The sequence below is a fragment of the Lichenibacterium ramalinae genome, assembly GCF_004137085.1.
Classification (GTDB): Bacteria; Pseudomonadota; Alphaproteobacteria; order Rhizobiales; family Beijerinckiaceae; genus Lichenihabitans; species Lichenihabitans ramalinae.
Genome location: NZ_QYBC01000009.1, coordinates 106,364 through 126,214, shown reverse-complemented (window position 1 = coordinate 126,214; position 19,851 = coordinate 106,364). Strand labels below are relative to the sequence as shown.

At 75.1% G+C, this 19,851-nt stretch carries 17 protein-coding genes; 7 read left to right on the top strand and 10 right to left on the bottom strand.

The window, feature by feature from the left end:
* Positions 1-12: 12 nt before the first annotated feature.
* The 5 genes from D3272_RS12235 to D3272_RS12215 all read right to left on the bottom strand — a co-directional run bounded on the left by D3272_RS12235 (position 13) and on the right by D3272_RS12215 (position 9,845).
* The gene (locus D3272_RS12235; protein ID WP_165361328.1) at positions 13-2,409 is read right to left on the bottom strand and encodes an FG-GAP-like repeat-containing protein; all 2,397 of its coding nucleotides are present in this window, start codon (positions 2,407-2,409) and stop codon (positions 13-15) included.
* Positions 2,410-2,702: 293 nt separating this feature from the next.
* Positions 2,703-4,796 carry a hypothetical protein gene (locus D3272_RS12230; protein WP_129219457.1) on the bottom strand — a complete coding sequence of 698 codons (2,094 nt, stop codon included), beginning with the start codon at positions 4,794-4,796 and terminating at the stop codon, positions 2,703-2,705.
* Positions 4,797-4,943: 147 nt separating this feature from the next.
* Positions 4,944-7,829, bottom strand: coding sequence for a DUF4159 domain-containing protein (locus D3272_RS12225; RefSeq protein ID WP_129219456.1), 2,886 nt, complete (start codon positions 7,827-7,829; stop codon positions 4,944-4,946).
* Positions 7,830-7,837: 8 nt separating this feature from the next.
* Positions 7,838-8,806 carry a DUF58 domain-containing protein gene (locus D3272_RS12220; RefSeq protein WP_129219455.1) on the bottom strand — a complete coding sequence of 323 codons (969 nt, stop codon included), beginning with the start codon at positions 8,804-8,806 and terminating at the stop codon, positions 7,838-7,840.
* Positions 8,807-8,810: 4 nt separating this feature from the next.
* Positions 8,811-9,845 (bottom strand): AAA family ATPase, encoded by a 1,035-nt coding sequence (locus tag D3272_RS12215; RefSeq protein WP_129219454.1) that lies wholly within the window; start codon positions 9,843-9,845, stop codon positions 8,811-8,813.
* A gap of 138 nt (positions 9,846-9,983) precedes the next feature.
* On the opposite strand from D3272_RS12215, the gene D3272_RS12210 reads away from it, so the two are divergent.
* From D3272_RS12210 to D3272_RS12200, 3 genes are read left to right on the top strand one after another with little or no spacing between them, the layout of a single operon-like run.
* The gene (locus D3272_RS12210) at positions 9,984-10,601 is read left to right on the top strand and encodes a DUF1285 domain-containing protein (protein ID WP_129219453.1); all 618 of its coding nucleotides are present in this window, start codon (positions 9,984-9,986) and stop codon (positions 10,599-10,601) included.
* A complete protein-coding gene (locus D3272_RS12205) occupies positions 10,585-11,250 on the top strand; it encodes a CoA pyrophosphatase (protein ID WP_129219452.1) in 666 nt (221 codons plus the stop codon). The genes D3272_RS12210 and D3272_RS12205 overlap by 17 nt, the downstream gene beginning before the upstream one ends.
* Complete coding sequence (locus tag D3272_RS12200; protein WP_129219451.1) at positions 11,250-11,510, top strand: DUF6111 family protein; 261 nt, start codon at positions 11,250-11,252, stop codon at positions 11,508-11,510. The genes D3272_RS12205 and D3272_RS12200 overlap by 1 nt, the downstream gene beginning before the upstream one ends.
* A 29-nt stretch (positions 11,511-11,539) precedes the next feature.
* Here the strand turns inward: D3272_RS12200 and D3272_RS12195 are convergent, their stop codons facing one another.
* Positions 11,540-11,974, bottom strand: a complete 435-nt coding sequence (locus D3272_RS12195) for a cytidine deaminase (protein WP_129219450.1) — start codon at positions 11,972-11,974, stop codon at positions 11,540-11,542.
* 98 nt (positions 11,975-12,072) lie between these two features.
* Here D3272_RS12195 and D3272_RS12190 point away from each other — a divergent pair, with 98 nt between their 5' ends.
* The gene (locus D3272_RS12190) at positions 12,073-12,591 is read left to right on the top strand and encodes a YbaK/EbsC family protein (protein WP_129219449.1); all 519 of its coding nucleotides are present in this window, start codon (positions 12,073-12,075) and stop codon (positions 12,589-12,591) included.
* Positions 12,592-12,709: 118 nt separating this feature from the next.
* The gene (locus D3272_RS12185) at positions 12,710-13,888 is read left to right on the top strand and encodes an oxidoreductase (RefSeq protein WP_129219448.1); all 1,179 of its coding nucleotides are present in this window, start codon (positions 12,710-12,712) and stop codon (positions 13,886-13,888) included.
* A gap of 252 nt (positions 13,889-14,140) precedes the next feature.
* On the opposite strand, the gene D3272_RS12180 is transcribed toward D3272_RS12185, so the two are convergent.
* Positions 14,141-14,911: a class I SAM-dependent methyltransferase gene (locus D3272_RS12180; protein WP_342634179.1), complete on the bottom strand. Its 771-nt coding sequence runs from the start codon at positions 14,909-14,911 to the stop codon at positions 14,141-14,143.
* Between the two features lie 91 nt (positions 14,912-15,002).
* On the opposite strand from D3272_RS12180, the gene D3272_RS12175 reads away from it, so the two are divergent.
* On the top strand, positions 15,003-15,791 hold the full coding sequence (locus D3272_RS12175; protein ID WP_129219446.1) for a helix-turn-helix domain-containing protein: 789 nt from the start codon (positions 15,003-15,005) through the stop codon (positions 15,789-15,791).
* Positions 15,788-17,056 (top strand): CCA tRNA nucleotidyltransferase, encoded by a 1,269-nt coding sequence (locus D3272_RS12170; RefSeq protein ID WP_245496520.1) that lies wholly within the window; start codon positions 15,788-15,790, stop codon positions 17,054-17,056. Before D3272_RS12175 ends, D3272_RS12170 begins: the two co-directional genes overlap by 4 nt.
* Positions 17,057-17,087: 31 nt before the next feature.
* Here D3272_RS12170 and D3272_RS27295 read toward each other — a convergent pair whose 3' ends face one another.
* From D3272_RS27295 to D3272_RS12160, 3 genes are all read right to left on the bottom strand, one after another.
* Positions 17,088-17,252 carry a hypothetical protein gene (locus D3272_RS27295; RefSeq protein WP_165361327.1) on the bottom strand — a complete coding sequence of 55 codons (165 nt, stop codon included), beginning with the start codon at positions 17,250-17,252 and terminating at the stop codon, positions 17,088-17,090.
* Positions 17,253-17,647: 395 nt separating this feature from the next.
* A complete protein-coding gene (locus tag D3272_RS12165) occupies positions 17,648-18,547 on the bottom strand; it encodes an endonuclease/exonuclease/phosphatase family protein (RefSeq protein WP_245496519.1) in 900 nt (299 codons plus the stop codon).
* Positions 18,548-18,734: 187 nt separating this feature from the next.
* Positions 18,735-19,766, bottom strand: coding sequence for a helix-turn-helix domain-containing protein (locus D3272_RS12160; protein WP_165361326.1), 1,032 nt, complete (start codon positions 19,764-19,766; stop codon positions 18,735-18,737).
* Between the last annotated feature and the right edge of the window lie 85 nt (positions 19,767-19,851).

Genomic DNA, 19,851 nt, shown 5'->3' with positions numbered 1-19,851 from the left:
GCCGGCCCCGCGTCACGCCACGGAGGGCGTGTAGCCGGCGCCGGGGCTGGTGATGGCGTGCTGGTGCACGATCCCGCCGTGGCTCACGGCCGCGACCGTGGCACCGCCCGTGGCGGCATCGGCGAAGAGGATGCCGTCGCGGCCCGAACCGTCGAACTCCCCCACGCCCACGGCGGTCCATCCGGCCCCCGGGCCACCCGTCAGGTTGGTCTGCGACGTCACGCCCGCACCCGTCATGGCGAGGAGGTCGAGCGCGCCCGTCGCGACATTCTGGAGCAGGACGTCGGCCTTGGCGTCGCCCGTGAGGTCGCCGACGCCCACCACCGACCAGCCCGCGCCGGGCGTGCCGGACAGCTGCAGTTCGGAGGCTACCGAGGTGCCGTCCATGATCCAGGCCGCGAGGTCGCCGCTCGGGTCGGTCCACAGGATGTCGGAGCGGCCGTCGCCGCCGATGTCGCCGACGCCCGCCACCGTCCAGCCCGCGCCGGGCCCGGCGAGCGCGGTGCGGGTGTCGGCGCCGTTCGCCCCCGGGCTGACGATGGCGGCCTGGCCGGTCTTGGCATCGTCGATCACGATGTCGCTCGTGCCGTCGCCGGCGAAATCGCCCACACCGGCGACGCTCCAGGCGGTGCCGGGGTTGCCGAGGGCGGTCTGCGCCGTCACGCTCACCCCGGCCGTGCCGCCCGCCGTGTCCTGGGTCGCCAGGCGCCCGTCGGCGTTGCGCCACAGGATGCCGGACTGGCCCGGCACGCCGGAGAAGTCGCCGGTCGCCACCGCCGTCCAGCCCTTGCCGGCGGGGCCCGACACGGTCTGGAGGCGCGTGGTCCCGCCCGCCGTGAGTTCGGACGCCGCGAGCGAACCGCCCGCGCCGGCCTGCCACAGCACCGCCGAACGGCCGTCGCCGAAGAGGTCGCCCGTCAGGCCCGCGTTGCTGCCCCGCGCCAGCGCCAGGGCGCCGGGGGCCTGCACGAGGCCGGCGCCCGACTGGGCGGCGGTGCCGAAGGGCAGCGCCGAGGCGGTGAGGAATGTCTTGATCTCGCCCGCGTCGAGGGACGGGTTGGCCTGTTTCATCAGCGCCACCACGCCCGCCACGGCCGGGGTCGCGCAGGACGTCCCGTAGAAGGGGTTCAGGTCCGATCCCGGCAGGCTGGTGCGGAGCCCGTCGGGCCCGCTGACGTCGACGGCGGCGAGCGCCTTGGCGCTGGCCAGCGGGGTGCCGGTGTCGCCGAAGAGCTCCTCGCCGGGGCCTTCCGCGCCGAAGGGCTCGGACTTGGGCGTGCCGCCGTAGGCCGGCGTGTCGGCGGCATCGACGGCGCCGACCGTGATGGCCCGAGGGTCCATGTTGTGGCCGAAGACCGAGCCGCTGCCGGTCGCCCCGGCGAAGGCGGCGGCCGAGGCGGCGTTGTTGTTGGCCACGATCTTGAAGGTGCCGCCGGGATCGGTGCCGCCGTCGACGTAGATCGACACCGTGTAGGCGCCGCTGACCGAGGGCGTGAAGCTGCCGGCCTGAACGGGGTCTCTCCCGACGGCATCGTCGGCGAAGCTCTTCACGAGCTGGCCCGAGGGGTCGTAGACCGCGACGGCGAGGCTGTAGGTGGCTCCCGTCCCGTCGATCGACGCCCAGGGCTGCGCCCATTGCAAGTCGATCGAGGTGAGCCGGCCCGCCGTCAACGTCAGCGTCTCGGCCGTGCGCGGGGCGGCGGCGGTGCCGAAGTTCATGGCCGTGACGGCGCCGATGCCGGGCAGCGTCGCGGCGATGCCCGAGAACGCGGCCTCGTCGTCGCTGTCGGGCCCGGCGTTGGAGGCGGCCGTGAGGTAGACGCCGCCCGCGGCCGTGAAGGTCGAGATCGCCGTCTCGGCGGCGTCGCCCATCTGGAAGAACGGCTCCAGGGGAAAGGTGACGTCGTCGCAGATCACCGTGCAGCCCGCCGCCTGCAGGCCGGCGATGCTGGCGGCGAGGCCCGCCACGGTGCCGTCGGCGGCGCTGAAGAGGATGCCGGCGCCGGGCGCCACGCCGTGGGCGACCTCCGCCATGGCCCGCCCCTCGTCGCGTCCCCCCGTGTTGTCGGACAGCACCGCGACGCTCGTCGGCAGGGCACCGTCGGCTTCGTCGGCCGCCGCGGTGCCGAGGGCGTCGAAGCTGTCGGAGATGATGCCGACCTTGACGCCGGCCCCGGTCGGCCCGGCCGCCGTGGACAGGCCCAGCGCCGCCGCGGCCGTGGCATCGCTTCCCGTCGACGTGACGCTGACGGAGGAGCCCGAAGGGAGGCCCGCACTGGAATCTTTCTGCGCGTCGCTGGAACCCGGAAGCGCGACGGCGGTTGTGGCAACGGACGGGGTGTATTTCGATGCTTCGCCCGACGCAGCTTCGGCGCGTCGGCGCCCGTACCACCACCCCATGCGAGACATCCAGGCACTCCAGGCGTTCGGCAGCCGTCCGCAGCGGAGCGACGCGGCTCCGGCGGGTTGGCATCGGTCGAAAGGTCGGCCGTCCGAGACCGCGAGGGCGGATCCCGCCGGACCCGGTACCGCGTAACGGCCGGACATGGCGGGGATGTGTCGCCTGTTCGGCTTGTCCGGGCCTGTTCGCGGCGGCGGCGGGGCGGACGCAGGCGCCGACAGCGCCTCCCATCGATGATCGGCGCTCGCGGCTCGGCGGTGCAGGCTCGCCGGCGTGGGCCGACGCCAGCGCGACACCCGCTCTATGCGCGCCGGCGACCCCCTCGGCCTTCCACGGCCCAGGCCAGGACCGTGCTTCCCAGCAGCGCCAGCAGGCCGATGATCCCCACCGCCAGGGGGAACAGCCCGACGCCGGCGACCGTGCTGCTGTCGGTCCGCCGGATCCCGATATAGTCGGATCCGCTGTAGCTCGGCGCCTCGTGCATGGCGACGATGCGCGGCATGGCGATGTCGTCGCCGGTGCCGGTGCCGATGCGGCGGGCGCTGCCGCCGGTCGCCTCGGCCAGCGGCCTCAGCTTGTCGCTGGTCGACACCACCTCCTGGAACTCGCGCGGGTTTTCGGGGCCGATGTTGAGCAGCACCGAATTGGTGCCGTCGCCCAGCCGGTAGAGGCCGAGTTCGTCGGTCCTGACGCTGCCTCGCGACAGGCCCGGCTCGGCCGCCGTCAGCGTCACCGTCGTGGCGGCGCCCGACGGGGCCGCGACGGTGACGGGCGCCGTCACACCCTTCACGCTCTGGCGCTCGATGGCGATGTCGCGCCCATGCGCGGTGGCGCGCAGCGCCTCCTCCTCGAGGTCCGGCTCCTTCATCAGCCAATGGGCGAGACGCCGGGTGAGGTCGAGGTAGGGGCCGCCGTCCTCGTAGCCGCGTGCCCAGAGCCAGATCTGGTCGCTGAGCATCTGGGCCACGCGGCCCTTCCCCTCGCGGGACAGCACGACGAGCGGCCGCCCCTCGGCGCCGGACAGGACCGGCATGCCCTTGGTGGCGTCGCCCTCGACCTGCCGGAACCACAGGCTCCAGGCCGGCGGGTCGCGGTCGCCGCCCGCGAGCCCGCGGGTGACGGGGTGCTTCTCGCCTTCCGCCGTCACCTTGGCACGGAACGGCGTTTCCAGCACGCGCCCGTCGGGCCGCACGGGCGCGATGGCGCCGAGCGGGGAATAATACAGCCCGTCCGGCCCCGAATAGTCCGGGCCCACCGCCATCAGCAGCGCCCCGCCGTTGCGCACGTAGCGGGCGATGTTCTCGAAATAGGCATAGGGCAGGATCGACTGGTTGGAGAACCGGTCGAAGATGATGAGGTCGAAGTCGTTGATCTTGGTGTCGAAGATCTGGCTCGTCGGGAACGCGATGAGGGCGAGCTCGTTGATCGGCGTGCTGTCCTGCTTGTCGGGCGGGCGCAGGATGGTGAAGTGCAGGAGGTCGACGTTGGCGTCCGACTTCAGGATGTTGCGCCACATGCGCTCGCCCGCGTGGGGCTCGCCCGACACCAGCAGCACCTTCAGCTTGTCGCGCACGCCGTCGATGGTGACGACCGCCTTGTTGTTCAGCCCGGTGAGTTCGCCCGGGATGGTCGGGACGTCGATCTCGACGACGTTGGGCCCGGCGTGGTCGACCCGCACCGGCACGTCGATGCGGGCGCCGACGCGGGCCTGGCGCCGCGCCACCTCGACGCCGTCGCGCCGCACCGTGACGGCGACGGCCTCGCCGCGGTCGTCGGTGTCGAGCACCCGCAGGCTGACCGTCTGGTCCTTGCCGACGATGCCGAAGCGCGGCGCCTCGAGCAGCTCGATGCGGCGGTCCCGCTCGCCCGCGTGGCCCGTCACCAGGACCTGGAGGGGGGCCTTGAAGCCCAGGGCGGCGACGTCGGCCGGGATGTCGTGCACCACGCCGTCCGTCACCATCAGCACGCCGGCGACCCGCTCGGGCGGCACGTCGGCGAGGCCGGCGGACAGGGAGGCGAAGAGGCGGGTGCCGTCGTTGTCGGCGTCGGACCGGCCGCCGTCGATGAAGCGGGCGTCGACGTCGCCGAGGCCGGCCAGCGCCTTGGCGATCGCGTCGCGCGCCTTGGCGGTCTGGGCGGCGCGCTCCCCGATGGTCTGGCTGCCGCTCTGGTCGATCACCACCGCGACGACGTCCTTCTCGGGCTTGCGGTCCTCGCGCACGAGGCTGGGGTCGGCGAGGGCGAGAAGCAGCAACGCGAGGCCGAACGCCCGCAGCAGCGTGCCGCGGCGCCGCCCGAGCAGGCCCAGCGCCACGACCGCGACGGCCACGGCCGCCAGGGCCCATAGCAGGGCCAGGGGCAGCAGCGGCGTGAAGGACAGGGCGAAACGCGTCATGCGGATGTCACCGGCACTGCGGACTGGGCCTCCCCGGCGGGGCGGCTAAGCTTCCCAAGACAGACAAGCAGGATCGGGTGGGTGGGCCCACGCGATGCTGCCGAGGGGCCGCGCGGGAGGCGGCGGCGGGCGGCGCGGCGAGCCGCCTCAATGGGCCAGCCGGTCGAGAAGGTCCGGCACGTGGACCTGGTCGGCCTTGTAGTTGCCGGTCAGCGTGTAGATCACGAGGTTGATGCCGCCGCGCAGCGCCATCTCGCGCTGGCGCTGACCGCCCGGCACCAGGGGATAGAGCGGGTCGCCGTCCGCGTCGCTGGCCCAGGCCGCCGCGAGGTCGTTCCCCGTGATGACGATGGGCGACACGCTGTCGCCGGAGCGCGCCGGCAGGTTCACGGTGTCGGGCGGGGCGGGCGGCAGGGCCTCGACCCAGGTCGGCGCCGTGGTGTAGCGGCCGACGAAACCGCCCAGCAGGTAGAAGGTCTTGGTGATGACGTGGTCGCGCGGCACGGGTTCGAGCTCCGGCACGTCGACGCCGGCGAGCAGCGTGGCGAGCCAGCGCGCCTCGGGCGTCGCCGGGGCGTCGGGACGAGCCGTGAGGGCATCGCGCGTGTCGAACAGCACGGTGCCGCCGTTCTTCATGTAGGCGGAAACCTTGGCGATGGCGGCGGCCCCGGGCTGGGGGGCGCTCGCCACGACGGGCCAGTAGAGCATCGGGTAGAAGGCGAGCTCGTCGCGCGCCGGGTCGACCGCCACGGGCTCGCCGGGATCGAGCGAGGTGCGGGCCGCGAGGGCGCGGGACAGGCCCTTGAGCCCCTCGCGGCTGGCGTCGTCGACCGTGGGGTCGCCCGACGGCACGTAGGCGAGGCGCGTGCGCAGCGCCGCATCCATGTCGCGCTTCGAGACGCCGTCCCGGGCGAGGGCGGCGGCGGCGCTGGCGGTCAACGGTTCGGCCGCCCGCGCCGGCCCGGGCGCCGCCGGGACGAGCCCGGCGAGCAGCAGCGCCGCGCCGGCCAGGGCGGCGGTGCCGCTCCGGGCACCGCGGCCGGCACCGAGGCGCCCGGCCAGGCCGGCGAAGCCGCCTCCCAGCAGGGCCATGGCGAGGGCGTCGGCGAGAAAGCCGAGCAGCGCCAGGGTGATGAGCGCCGCGCGCAGGTCCAAGGGTTGGTCGGCCCGCAGCGCCTGCAGCCCGAGCGTCAGGCCGCTGAGGTCGGCGGGCCGCAGCACCGCGCCGGGCGCCAGCGCATTGACCGCCAGCAGCGCGTCGCCCGGCCCGTAGAAGCCCGGGGGATGCTCGGCCGTGCCGGGGCCGGCAAAGCCGGCCGGAACGGGCCGGGCGGAGACGGGCGGCGCCCCGAGCACGCCGAAGCCGTCGAGGATGCGGGACGGCGGCAGGACCGTGGCGGGGTTGGCGGCGGCGGTGGCGGCCGGCGCACCGGCACCCTCGCCCGCCGTCGGGGCCGCCTCGGCGCTCATCGCCACGATGCGGCGCAGCATGTCGACGAACAGGCCCGACAGCGGCAGGTTCGACCAGGTCGTGTCGCCGGTGACGTGGAACAGCACGACCGTGCCCTTGCCGCGCCGGTCGGCCGTGACGAGGGGCGTGCCGTCGTCGAGCTGCGCCCAGGTGTGGGCGGGAAGGCCGGCGTCGGGCTCGGCCAGCACCTGGCGCGACACCGAAACGTCGCGCCCGTCCGTCAGTCCGAAGAAGGGGCTGGCGCGGTCGAAGGGGGCCAGCGCCTTGGGCTTGTCCCACGACAGGGCGCCCCCGAAGGTGCGGCCGCCGCGGCGCAGGTTCACGGGTTCGAGGTCGTCGGCCGGCGCGCCGGCGAGGCGCGAGCCCGCGAAGCGCAACAGCACGCCTCCCTCGGCGACGAAGCGTGCCAGGCGCTCGTGCGCGGCGCCCGTCACCTGGCCGATGTCGGCCAGGACGAGGACGGACGGGTGTTCGTCGAGCGCCGCCGCGATGGGATCGGCGATGTTGGTCGGCACGTCCCGCACGTCGGCGAAGGGGGCCAGGGCCTTGCCGATGAAATAGGCGGGGCTGAGCAATGGCTGCTCGACGTCGGCGCTCGCCCCCGACACGATGTCGACGCGGCGGCGCTTCCAGCGCCCGTCGAGCAGCGTGACGGCGCCGGCCGAGGCTTCGCCGACGACCTCGACGCGGGCGATGTCGTTGCGGACCTCGACCGGCAGGGCGAAGAGGACCGTCGCCTGCGTGGCGCCGCTCGGGAAGGCGAAGGGCGCCTCGCCGATCGGCAGGCCCTTGAGGTCGGTGGCGCGCAGCAGCCCGCCCCCGGCCGCGTGGCCGTCGGCGCGCAGCACCGTCACGGCGAGGGCGTCGGGCCGGTTCTCGGCCCCGGCGAGCGCCAGCGGCGCGCTGCTCGACGACAGCACCGTGGCGGGACGGGCGAGGCCCGAGGCGCCGAGCCCCTCGGCGAAGGCGCGCGCGTTCCCGTTCTCGAGCCCGTCGGCGATCCACACGAGGTCGGCGTCGCGGTGGGCGGCGGCGAAGTCCCGGACGGCCGGCACGGCGGCGGCCCGGTCCACCAGCACGGGGACGGGCCTCAGGGCGCGAAGCCGGTCCAGCGCCGACGCCGCCGTGCCCGGCACCAGGGCGCGGGGCCCGTCCGACAGCGGTGCCAGGGCCACGGGCCGGCCGGCGCGGCCCGCCTCGGCCAGGCGCTCGGTCGCGGCGGCGACGCGCAGGTCCCAGTCGGGCGCGGCCGCGAACCCGTCGTCGATCAGCAGGGCGAGCGGGCCGGAGCCCCCGAGGTTCGGCGGCGGCGGGTTCCAGATCGGCCCCGCCATGGCGAGGATGATGGCGGCGGCGATGGCGAGGCGCAGGATCAGCAGCCAGGGCGGCGTGCGGGCCGGCGTCTCGTCCCGGGGCTGCGCGTCGAGGATGAGGCGCAGCGGCGGGAAGGACTGTTGGCGCGGCCGCGGCGGCGTGACCCGCAGCAGGAACCACAGCGCCGGCAGCAGCACCAGCGCGCCCAGCACGGCCGGGACGGTGAAGGCGAGGGGGAGTGCCAGCATGGCGCGACCTAACCTGTCGCGGCGGCGCTGCCGCCGGTCGCGGCGGCGCTGCCGCCGGTCGCGGCGGCGCTGCCGCCGCCGTCGGCCAGCAGGGTCGCGAGCCGCAGCAGCGCTTCGGTGGCAGGCCGGTCGGTGCGATGCACCGCGAAGGTCCAGCCCTGGCGGCGGCAGGCCTCGGCGATGCTGTCGCGGTGGACGGCGAGCTTGGCGAGGTAGGTCTGGCGCAGCGACGCCGCCTGGCCGAGGCGGAGCCTCGCCGGCCCGTCGGTGTCGGCGAATTCGACGTGGCCGGCGAAGGGAAAGGTTTCCTCGACGGGGTCGCAGACCGCGATGACGTGGCCGAGCGCCCCGGCCGCGGCGAGGGCCGCGATGCGCCCCGCCACCGCTTCGGCGTCGGACAGCCAGTCCCCCACCAGCAGCGCGCGGGAGCGCGCCGGCAGCGGCTCGGCCGGCGGCAGTTCGTCGGCGGCGGTCCGCGCGCCGTCCGGCCCCGACAGGGCTTCGGCGAAGCGGTCCACCACGTTGCGCGCCGCGACCGGCCGGGACAGCCCCAGGAGGGCGACGCGCTCGCCGCCGCGCACGAGCAGGTCCGCCGTGGCGAGGCCGAGGACGAGGGCCCGATCGCGCTTCGTCGCGCGGGCGAGGTCGGACGCGAAGTCCATGGAAGGCGAGCGGTCCATCCAGAGCCACACGGTCTGGGCCGCCTCCCATTCGCGCTCCCGCACGTAGGTGCGGTCGTCCCGGGCCGAGCGGCGCCAATCGATGCGGGCGACGGATTCCCCGGCCGTGAACGGCCGGAACTGCCAGAAGGCTTCGCCGACGCCCGAGCGGCGGCGGCCATGCACGCCGTGCATCACGCTGCTGGCGGCTTCCCGGGCCGACACGGCGAGGTCGGGCAGGCGGCGGGCGAGGTCGAGCGCCGCCCGGGTGGTGTGCGGGCCGGGGCCGGAGGGCGTCGTGCGGGCCTGCTGCGCCATGCGCTCAGCCGAGCCGGTCCACGAGGCGACGCACGATGGCCGGCACGGTCTCGCCTTCCGCCCGGGCGGCGAAGTTCAGCGACATGCGGTGCTTCAGCACCGGCAGGGCCAGGGCGGCGACGTCGTCGAGCGAGGGCGACAGCCGCCCCTGGATGAGGGCGCGGGCGCGGCAGGCCAGCATCAGGGCCTGGGCGGCGCGCGGGCCGGGGCCCCAGGCGATGAGCTTGGACAGGGCCGCGTCCTCGCCCGGCCGGGCGGCCCGCACGAGGTCGAGGATGGCCTCGACGATTCGGTCGCCGACCGGCAGGCGCCGCACGAGGCGCTGGATGCCCGCCAGGTCTTCGGCCGTCATGGCCCGGGCCGCCACGGCCTGGCGGTCGCCGGTCGTCTCGATCAGCACCCGCCGCTCCGAGGCGCGGTCGGGGTAGAGCACGTCGATCTGCATCAGGAAGCGGTCGAGCTGGGCTTCGGGCAGCGGATAGGTGCCCTCCTGCTCGATCGGGTTCTGGGTGGCGAGGACGTGGAAGGGCCGCGGCAGGTCGTGCCGCTCGCCCGCCACCGTCACGTGCAGCTCCTGCATGGCCTGCAGCAGCGCCGACTGGGTGCGGGGGCTGGCGCGGTTGATCTCGTCCGCCATGAGCAGCTGGGTGAAGACGGGGCCGCGGACGAAGCGGAAGGCGCGGCGGCCGGACTCACCCTCCTCCAGCACCTCGGAACCGAGGATGTCGGCCGGCATGAGGTCCGGGGTGAACTGGACGCGGCGCGCGTCGAGCCCCAGCACGGTGCCGAGCGTGTCGACCAGCTTGGTCTTGGCGAGCCCCGGCAGGCCGACCAGCAGCCCGTGGCCGCCCGACAGGATGGCGACCAGCACCTCCTCGACCACGGTTTCCTGGCCGAAGATCACGGTGCCGATGGCGGCGCGGGCCGCCGCGATGGAGGCGAGGGCGGATTCCGCCGCCTGAGCCGCTACAGCCTGGGCCGCCACAGCCTGGGCGGCACCGTCCTCGACCGATACGGCGCCGTGGTCCTGAGCCAGCATGGATGCATCTTCCTCACGGCCCGGAAGGCCGCACCTGCCTGAGAATACGTCCGGGGCGCCCCTTGTCGATATGTGCCCCTGTCGCATAATCGCAAGGTGAGCGGGACCCGGGGGTCCCCGCCGGAATGGCGTGCGAAGATGGCGAAAGCAAGTGACGGGCCGATCGGCGAGTCCGGGGCCCTCGGGGCGCTGGTCGCCGATGCCGCGCGCCGCAAGGGCCCGCCGCCCGTGCACCTGTGGAACCCGCCGTTCTGCGGCGACATCGACATGCGCATCGCGCGCGACGGCACCTGGCACTACGGCGGCACGCCCATCGGCCGGCCCGCGCTGGTCAGGCTCTTCGCTTCCGTGCTGCGCCGCGACCCGGACCGGTTCGTGCTGGTGACGCCGGTCGAGAAGCTCGGCATCACGGTCGAGGACGCGCCCTTTCTCGCCGTGGAATTGCAGGGCGAGCCGGCGGCGGGGCTGCGGCTTCGCACCAACCTCGACGAGTGGGTGACGCTCGGCCCGGACCATCCGCTGCGCTTCGACGCCGGCCCGGGAGACGCGCTGAAGCCCTATGCCCGCGTGCGGGGCGACCTTTGGGCGCTGGTGGGCCGCCCGGTCTTCTACGAGCTCGTCGCGGCCGGCGAGGTGCGGGCGGTGGCGGGCCGCGACATGTTCGGCATCGCCTCGGGGGCGAGTTTCTTCCCCATGATGGAGGAGGCCGAGATGGAGGCGCTCGACGGCCCCGGCGTGGATGCGGCGCTTGGCTGAGCGGGCGGCAGCCCTCGCCCCTGCCCCGACGGCGGCGGATTTCGAGGCCCGTGCCCGGGCACGCCTGCACTTCGACCTGCCGGACCGCTGGGCGGAATTCGACCTCGCGGCCGGGGGCGACCACGCGCTCGACGGGCGCGCCTTCTTCACCGGCACGCCGCGCCGCGCCGCCGTGCTGGTGGGCATCGTGACGCACCATCCCGTGCCGACCGTGCTGCTGACGACGCGCCTCGCCAGCCTACGCCAACATTCCGGGCAGGTCGCCTTCCCGGGCGGCAAGATCGACCCCGAGGACGCCTCGCCGCTGGCCGCCGCCCTGCGCGAGGCCGAGGAGGAGGTGGGGCTGGCGCGCGACGCCGTGACGCCGCTCGGCTACCTCGATCCCTACCTCACCGGCACGGGCTTCATCGTCATGCCGGCGGTGGCCCTCATCGCCCCGCCGCTGCGGCTCGCCGTCAACCCGCTCGAAGTCGCCGACGCCTTCGAGGTGCCCCTGCCCTTCCTGATGGACCCGGGCAACCACCGCAGGGAGGCCCGGCACGTCGCCGGCCGCGACCGCCACTTCTACGCCATGACGCATGGCGAGCGGACCGTCTGGGGCGCCACGGCCGGCATGCTGCGCAACCTCTACGAGAGGCTGTACGGCTGATGGGCCGCGTCCTGCTCGAGGTGCTGGTGCCGTTCCTGCTGCCCTTCGCCGGCTACGCGGTGAGCCTGGCCCTGCGCCGCCGCTACCCCTTCGTCCTCGCCGCCTGGTCGCGCGGGCCCCTCGCCGTCCTGGTGGTCAGCGGGCTGGCGCTGGCCATCCTGGCCCTCCTCTCCGTCGGCCTCTTCGGCCCCCGCGGCCACGGCGACTACGTGCCGGCGCATCTCGACAACGGCGTGCTGGTGCCGGGGCGGATGCAGTGACGCGGCGCCGGGCGACGGCGCGCGCCCGGTCAAACAGCCGGGGCCGTGCCGGGCCGCGCGAACCGCATCGGCAGGAGGTCGCCGATGGCGGCGGCGACGCCCTGCCCGTCCGCGCCCGGCAGGATGACGCGCGCCGTTGGGGCGTAGTCGGCGATCATCTCGCGGCACATGCCGCAGGGCGCCACGATGGCGGGCGCGGCCGAGTGCGTGCCCGGATCGGCGTGGTACACGGCCACGATGGCGGCGATGTCGGTGTCGCCCGCCTCGGTCGCGGCGCGCCCGAGTGCGATCGCCTCGGCGCAGACCGCGATGCGGCCGACGCTGGCTTCGAGGTGGACGCCGGTGAAGACCCGTCCCCGCCGCGTCCTCAGGGCCGCCCCGACGACGTGCCAGCCGGAGCGGTATCGCGTCCGGATGGCGTCGCGGGCGGCTGCGACGAGGTCTCGATCGGCGGGATCCAGCATGGGTTCGGCCTCGGGTGCTCGGGGTCCTGCCGCCCGGACGGCGCGGCGGCGCCCGGGTTCGCACGCCGGGCGACAGTCGCCCGGGGAGCAGTCTAGCCGTGGCGCGCCCGGATCTCACGCCATATGTCGTGCCGGCCGACCGGCTGCCCGCGGGCGTCCGCGCCGCGCTGCCGCCCGCCGGCGTCACGGTCTTCGCCGTGGACGACGACGCCTCCGACACCGCAGCCTTCAGCGCCCGCTACGGCGTCGACCTCGCCGACTGCGCCAACACGCTCGTGCTGCGCTACCGCCAGGACGGCGTCGACCGCCATGCCGGCGTCGTGAGCCTCGGGGCGCGGCGGCTCGACGTGAACGGCGCCCTCAAGGCGCGGCTCGGCGCCCGCAAGGTGTCGTTCGCCGACCGCGACGCCGCCACCGCCCTCACCGGGATGGAGTTCGGCGGCATCACGGCCTTCGGCCTGCCCGTCGGCTGGCGCATCCTGGTCGACGCGGCCGTGATGGCGCGGGACGAGGTCGTCATGGGGGCGGGAACCCGGACCCTGAAGCTGCTCCTGCCGCCGCGGCTCCTCGCGGGGCTGCCGGGCCTGGAGGTCGCCGCCCTGACCCTGCCGACGTGAGGCGCGGTGCCGCAGGGTCGCCGGGCGAGGCCCGCCGGCACCGGACTGGCACGGGATATGAACGGGCTACCGGCCCGCCGGCACCGCGCCGCGGCCCCATCACCCGATGCGAGGTCCCATGCCAGACCTTTTCAGCCCCTACACGCTCAAGGGCGTGACGCTCCGCAACCGCATCGCCATGTCGCCGATGACGATGTACAATTCGGTTGACGGCAAGCTCGACGACTACCACGTGAGCTACCTCGGCGCCCGCGCGGCCGGCGGCTTCGGCCTGGTCTTCGGCGAACAGATGGCCATCACGCCCGACGGCCGCACCACCACCTCCTGCGCCGGCATCTGGAGCGACGACCAGATCGAGGGCCATGCCAGGGTCTGCGCCATCGTGGAGCGGATGGGCGGCGTGCCCGCCATCCAGCTCGGCCATACCGGGCGCAAGGGCAGCGAACTGCCGCCCCACAAGGGCACCAACGCGCAGGGCACCTGGAAGCAGCTGCCGCCCGACCACGAGCACGGCTGGGAATGCGTCGGCCCCTCGGCCATCCCCTACGGCGGCGGCGGCCACATCTACCCGGTGCGCGAGCTGTCCGTCGCCGACATCAGGGCCCTGCACCAATCCTATGCCGACGCGGCGAAGCGCGCCCTCGCGGCCGGCTACAAGTGGCTGGAGATGCACTATGCCCACGGCTACCTGGGGGCGTCCTTCTTCTCGCCGCTGGCCAACCAGCGCACCGACCAGTACGGCGGCTCGGTCGAGAACCGCGTGCGCTTCCACCTCGAAGCCCTCGACGCGGTGCGGGCCGTGTGGCCCGAGGAATTGCCGCTGACGATGCGGCTCGGCTCGGACGACCTCCACCCCGAGGGCGTGCAGTTCGAGGATGCGATCGTCGCCATCCGCATGATGAAGGAGCACGGGCTCGACCTCGCCGACCTGTCGCTCGGCTTCAACACCGACGAGATGACCAACCCGCCGATGAACGAGGTCGGCTTCATGCTGAAGCGCGCCAACCGGGTGCGCGAGGAGGTCGGCATCCCGGTGGCGACGAGCTGGAACCTCGGCGTGCCCGCCAATGCCGACCGCGCGATCCGCGAGGAGCTGATCGACCTCGTGTTCCTCGGACGCCCCGCCCTCGCCAACCCGCACTGGCCCGTGTGGGCGGCGCGCGAGCTGCAGCACGACGACCCCTTCCACCTCGTGCCGCAGGATTGGGCCTGGTGGCTGCGCAACTTCCGCGGCCACGGGCCCAGCATCGGCCTGCCGCCCGCCCCGCCGGCCGCCGAAGGCGACAAGGCCGCCTGACTGGGGCTCCGAACTCGGGCCGCCTCACTCGGGTGAGCGTGGAACCGTCGGGAGCGCCCTTCTCCCGCTGGCGGGAGAAGGTGGCGCCGCGCAGCGGCGTCGGATGAGGGTGGGGAGCCCCGCCCATCGTCGGTGCATCGACGCTTCGTGGCGTTCAGCACCCCTCATCCGGCGCTTCGCGCCACCTTCTCCCCGCAGGGGAGAAGGGCGAAGCGGCACCGTCGACCTGAAATTGGAAGCGGGCCGTCCGCCTCAGGCCGCCCTGGCCACCAGCGTGGCGGTGTCGAGGTCGAAGCTGCCGTCGGGCCCGATGGCGAAATGCGCCCGCACCGCCCCCGAGGCCCCCTCCTGCAGCGCCCGGATGGCGGCGGCGGTCTCGGGCGGCACGCCCGTGCGGGCCGTCCAGGTGGGGAACACCATGCGGAGCTTGCGCGGCGTCGCGGTCTCGACGGCGAATCCCGCGCCCGACAGCATGGCGAGCCATTCCGCCACGCTGTAGTCGCGCACGTGCGAGGCGTCGCGCAGCAGCTCCATAGCCTGGAGGTGGCTGTCGGCGGCCCGGTCCGGCGGCGCCACGACATCCATGAAGACGGCGAGGCCGCCCGGCCGCACGACGCGGCGCGCTTCGCGCAGCCCCGCCTCCACCGCGCCCCAGTGATGCGCGGTGAAGCGGCAGAGGACGGCGTCGAAGCTGCCCGCCGCGAAGGGCAGGCGCTCGGCCGCGGCCTGCTGCGTGGTGACGTTGGCGAGGCCGCGCGCCGCCGCCGTGCGGGCCACGGCTTCCAGCATGGTGGCGGTGACGTCGCAGGCCACCACGGCGTCGACATGGGGGGCCGCCCGGTAGGAGACGTGGCCGCCGCCGCAGCCGAGGTCGAGCACGCGCCAGCCCGCCGCCCCGGCGCCGCGGAGCACCGCCTCCATCTCGTCGAGGTCGGCGCCCTGGCTGTGATCGCGGCTGTCGACGTAGGCCTGGGCGCGGGCCGCGTAATGGCCGGCCGTGAATGCGTTCTGCGTGCTGTCCACGATGGATCCTCCTCCTGAAGCCCGCCCCTTCTGCCCGGCGCCGCCGGCCGGTATAAGGCCACACCTTATCCTGGTATCGACGCTCACACCCATGCTGCTCCCGGCCGAGAGACGGCGCCTGCTCGGGGCCTTCGTGCGCTCCCGCCGCGAAGCCCTGACCCCGCCCGCGGAGGGCCGCCGCCGCACGCCCGGCCTGCGCCGCGAGGAGGTGGCGCAGCGCTGCGGCATCTCCACGGCCTGGTACAGCTGGGTCGAGCAGGGCCGCGACATCGCGCTCTCGCCCGGGACCCTCGGCCGCCTCGCCGAAGCGCTGCGGCTCACCGTGGCGGAGCGCGCCTACCTTTTCGCGCTCGCGCTGCAGCGCGACCCCGCCCCGGGGCCCGAGGCGGGCGACGGCGCGACGCTGCCGCCGGACCTCGCCGCCGCCGTCGAGGCCGTGACGGCGCCCGCCTACCTGCTCGACGGGCTGTGGCGCGCCCGGGCCTGGAACGCGGCCGCGGCGCGGCTGTTCGGCCCCTGGCTCGAAGGCGGCGACCCTTGCCTGCTCGCCTTCGTGTTCCGCGACCCCGCGGCGCGCGACTTCATCGTCGACTGGGAGGAGCGCGCCCGCCGCGTCATCGCGGAGTTCCGGGCCGACACCGCCCGCGCGCCCGCGGATGCCGGCCTGGCGACGCTCGTGGCGGGCCTGCGCGCCGACAGCCCCGACTTCGCCCGGCTGTGGGACGCCCACGCGGTCGCGACGCGCGACGGCGGGGGGCGCCGCTTCCGTCATCCCGACGACGGCCTGCTGGCCTATGACCAGGTCACGCTCGTCCCCGCCGCCCACCCGGATCACAAGCTCGTCATGCTGCTTCCCCCGACCGCGGCGCCCGCCGCGTGAGCCCGCGCCGCCTCCGTATCGCCGGCGACGGCCGGCTCGACGCCGTCCCCCTGCTCGACGAGCCCCGCCTCGCCCGGGTGCTGCGGCTCCTCGACGGCGACGGCGAGGAAACCCGCATCGTCGGCGGCGCCGTGCGCAACGCCCTGCTCGGCCTGCCGCCCGGCGACATCGACCTCGCCACGACCGCGACGCCGGAGGTGGTGCTGGCCCGGGCGAAATCCGCCAAGGTCAGGGCCATCCCCACCGGCATCGACCACGGCACCGTGACGCTGGTGAGCGGCGGCCTGCCCGTGGAGGTGACGACGTTGCGCGAGGACGTCGAGACGGACGGGCGCCACGCCGTGGTGAAGTTCGGCCGGGACTTCGCGCGCGATGCCGAGCGCCGCGACTTCACCGTCAACGCCCTGTCGGTGGGGCGCGACGGCCGCCTGCACGACACGACCGGCGGCACGGACGACCTCGCGGCCGGGCGCCTGCGCTTCATCGGCGATGCCGCGACGCGCATCCGCGAGGACTACCTCAGGATCCTGCGCTTCTTCCGCTTCCACGCCACCTACGGCCTCGGGCCGCTCGACCCCGACGGGCTCGCGGCGGCGGTGGCGGGCGCGGCGGGGCTGGAGCGCCTGTCGCGCGAGCGGGTGCGGGCCGAAACGATGAAGCTCCTGGGCGCGCCGGGGGCCGCCGGGGTGCTCGACACCCTCGCCGGGACCGGCATCCTCGACCGCGTCCTCGCCGGCCCGGCCGACCCGGGCCGCTTCGCCCGGCTGGCCGCCGCCGGCGTGGCCGACCCGGTGCTGGGGCTGATGGGACTGGCGGTGCGGGACGCGGCCGACGTCGAGCGGCTGCGCGACGCGCTGCGCCTGTCCAACGCCGAACGCGACAGGATGCTGGCGGCGCTCGCGGTCCTGGACCCGGCGGCGGCGGCGCCCGACGCGGCCGCGGTCGCGGCCCTGCTGTTCGCGCATGGCGCACCGGCGACGCGCGACGCGCTGGTGCTGGCGCGGAGCCGCGCCGGGGTGCAAGACGCTGGGGGAGACGAGGCTGGGGGAGACGAGGCCGGGTGGGATGCGGCGCTGCGCGCCGCCGCCGAGACGCCCGTGCCGGAGATGCCCTTCACGGGGCGGGACCTGCTCGCCCGCGGCCTCAAGGGGCCGGCGGTCGGCGAAACGCTGGCGCGGTTCAGGGCCGCCTATGCGGCGGCCGGCTTCCCGCCCGACCCCGCGCGGCGGCTGGCGCTGCTCGACGCCAGCCTGCCCGGGCCGTGACGCTGGGAGCGCCGGCGCCCGGCCGCCTCGCTCAATGATCCTGGGCCATGAGCCAGCCCAGAAGCGCGACGGTGAGGATCACGGACAGTCCCAGGCCCAGCATTGCCGACATCGCTTCCTCCAGAATCGTCGTGCGACCTCGAGCGCTTTCGCCTTCGGCGAATTCGCTCCGGTTCCGAATCGAGAGCAGTTCCATCGGCCTGGAGTCGCCAAGGCGACTCGGAGAAAGCCGATACTGCTCCAGCCCCCCGGGCGGCACCGGTCGCGGGTCCCCGGCCGGACGCCGACAGGCTCCAGCGCGGGAGCCGCGGCCCCGCCGGTCGTGGGGGCGGGCGACGGAGCCGCGGCGCCGGCGCGATCCCGAGACTGCGTCGACGGCACCGGTCTAGGGGAGGCCGGCGCGGAAGCTTTGACTGTGCCGTTTCCGCGCCGTTTCGATCGGGGGCGTTTTCGCGGCCCCCGGCCGGCCGGCGCCGACGCGACAACCGCGCTCGGTGCCTGGGGACGTCTCGAACTCGTGCCCGGATGCCCGCCCACGACTTCGACGCCTCCATCGTCGTTCCGGCCCGACGAGCATGCGCTCACGGCGTCTCAGCCGATGTCCACCGTGATGAGTTCGTGATCGGACAGGGCCGCCCCGTCCTCGCCGACCGCCGCCCAGGTCCTGGGGTTCGAGGCCGCGACGCCGCGCGTGAAGAACCAGTCGATGCGCTGGACCCAGGGTGCCGGCCGCCCGTCCGGAATGGCGCGGCGCGTCTGGTCGGGCGTGTTGCAGCGCAGCCAGTCGAAGCCGGCGTCGCGCATCGCGGCGAAGAGCGGTTCATGCGCGTCGGGCCGGGCGAACCAGTCGGAGGCCGCGCGCTCCGCGCCCTTCGGCAGCGCCGCGACGTTGAGGTCGCCCGCCAGCACGGCCGGGGCGCCCGGCGGCAGGGCGGCGAGCAGCCGCTCCACCGCGCGGCGGCGCTCGTCCGGCGTCGAGCGGTTCTCGAGGTGGAGGCTCACGACCAGCACCGGGCCCGACGCGAGGTCGACCGTGGCGCCGATGGCCATGCGGCCCCCGATGCGCCGGTGGTGCCAATCGAGGTCGAACCAGGCGCCGCCGTCGTCGAGCGGCACCACGACGGCGTCGCGGAACGGCCGGCGCGACACCAGCGCGTTGCCGTGCAGGGGACCGCGGTTGGCCTGCCCGGCGAAGCGTTCCAGTTCCCGGCCCAGGCCGTGGCCGAGTTCGACGAACTCCACCCCGAAGGCATGGCCGGCCCCGAGCGCCGCCGCGAGGTCCCGTGTGGTGTGGCGATTGTCCGAGCGCGCCATGCCGAGATCCATCTCGCTCAACAGCGCCACCTCGGCCCCCACGCGCCGCAGCAGCGCCGCCGAGGCCTCGACGGCCGTGCAGCGCTCGAGGTTCCAGGCCGCGACCCGCAGCGCGGCCGGCGGCGGCCCGTCGGGACCGGGCGGCTGGCGGGCCTCGACGAGCCGCAGCGCCGGCATGCGCGCCGCCAGCGCATCGTGGCGGTCCCGCGTGCCCTCGCCCTCCAGGGCCTCGGCGACGAGCGCGGCGTCGGGCAGCGGCAGGTGCGGGACGGTGTCGCGCAGGATGGGGCGGGTCAGGGCAGGCTCCGGGGTGGGACGGGCGGCGCGGCCGGCTTCTCGGTGTCGGGCCGCCGCCGCGATGCCATCACGACGCGAAGCCCCGATGACGGTAGGCCTGGGGCGACAGGCCCGTCCAGCACCGGAAGGCCCGGCTGAAGGCGCTGAGCTCGGAGTATCCGAGGCGGAGCGCGATGTCGGTCAGGGGAACGCTCGGTTCGGCGAGGCGGCCGAGGGCGAGTTCCCGCCGCAGGTCGCGCTGCAGATCGGAATAGTCGACCCCGCAGGCGGACAGTTTGCGGTAGAGCGCCGGGCCCGACAGGCCCAGACGGCGGGCGACGGGCGCGATGCCGGGCTTGCCGTCGACCAGGGCGTCCCTGATCTGCTGGAGGACCAGGCCGATGAAGTCCTCCTGCCGCTGCTCCCGCAGCCGCCCCGCGATGCGCCGCAGCGCCATGGCCTGGCGGCAAGGATCCGCCCCCGGCATGACGGTGGCGAGGGCCTGCCCCGACAGCACGATGGCGTTGACGCGCTGGGCCCCATAGACGGGCGTGGCGTGCAGGCTGGCCGGCCACACCCGCCCGCCCTGCGCGTCGTGTTCGAGGTGGATCTCCTCGGGTCGCCAGTGCGGGCCGAGCGTGCGGCGCACCAGCCCGATCAACGCGCCGAGGCTCAGCTCGGCGTCCTGGCGCCGGCGGAGGATGCGCCCGTCCCGGATCTGGTAGGACAGGACGGCCCCGCCGTTCCGATGCTCCAACGCCACCAGCGTCTGCTCCTGCAGGGCGGCGAAGCAGTGCGCCGCCATGGCGAGGCCCGCCGCCAGGGTCGGGGCCGTGTCGACGACCTCCGCCACCTCGCCGAGCAGGCCGCCCCCCTGCGCGAGGCCGAGGTCCCAGCCCAGCGTGGCGTTGCCGCAGCGGTTCGCCGCCTGCTCCAGCAGCTGGCAGTAGCCGGCGAGGTCGAGCCAGGACAGCGGCTCGGCATCGATGGCGCTTTCCGACACGCTGAGCGGGTCGAGCAGCGGCCCCGGCTCGGCACCCGCCCGGCGGATCGCGGCGCAGAGCCCGGCAGTGGCGGCGGCCCTGACCCGCGGGCCCGCATCGGCGGGTGCGGCTGCCACGGCCCTCGTCATCGCCGGCCAGGGGCCGCGGTCGCGCCCTGCCGCGGCTGCCACGCGTCCTGCCACGCGCCCTGCCACGGGCCTC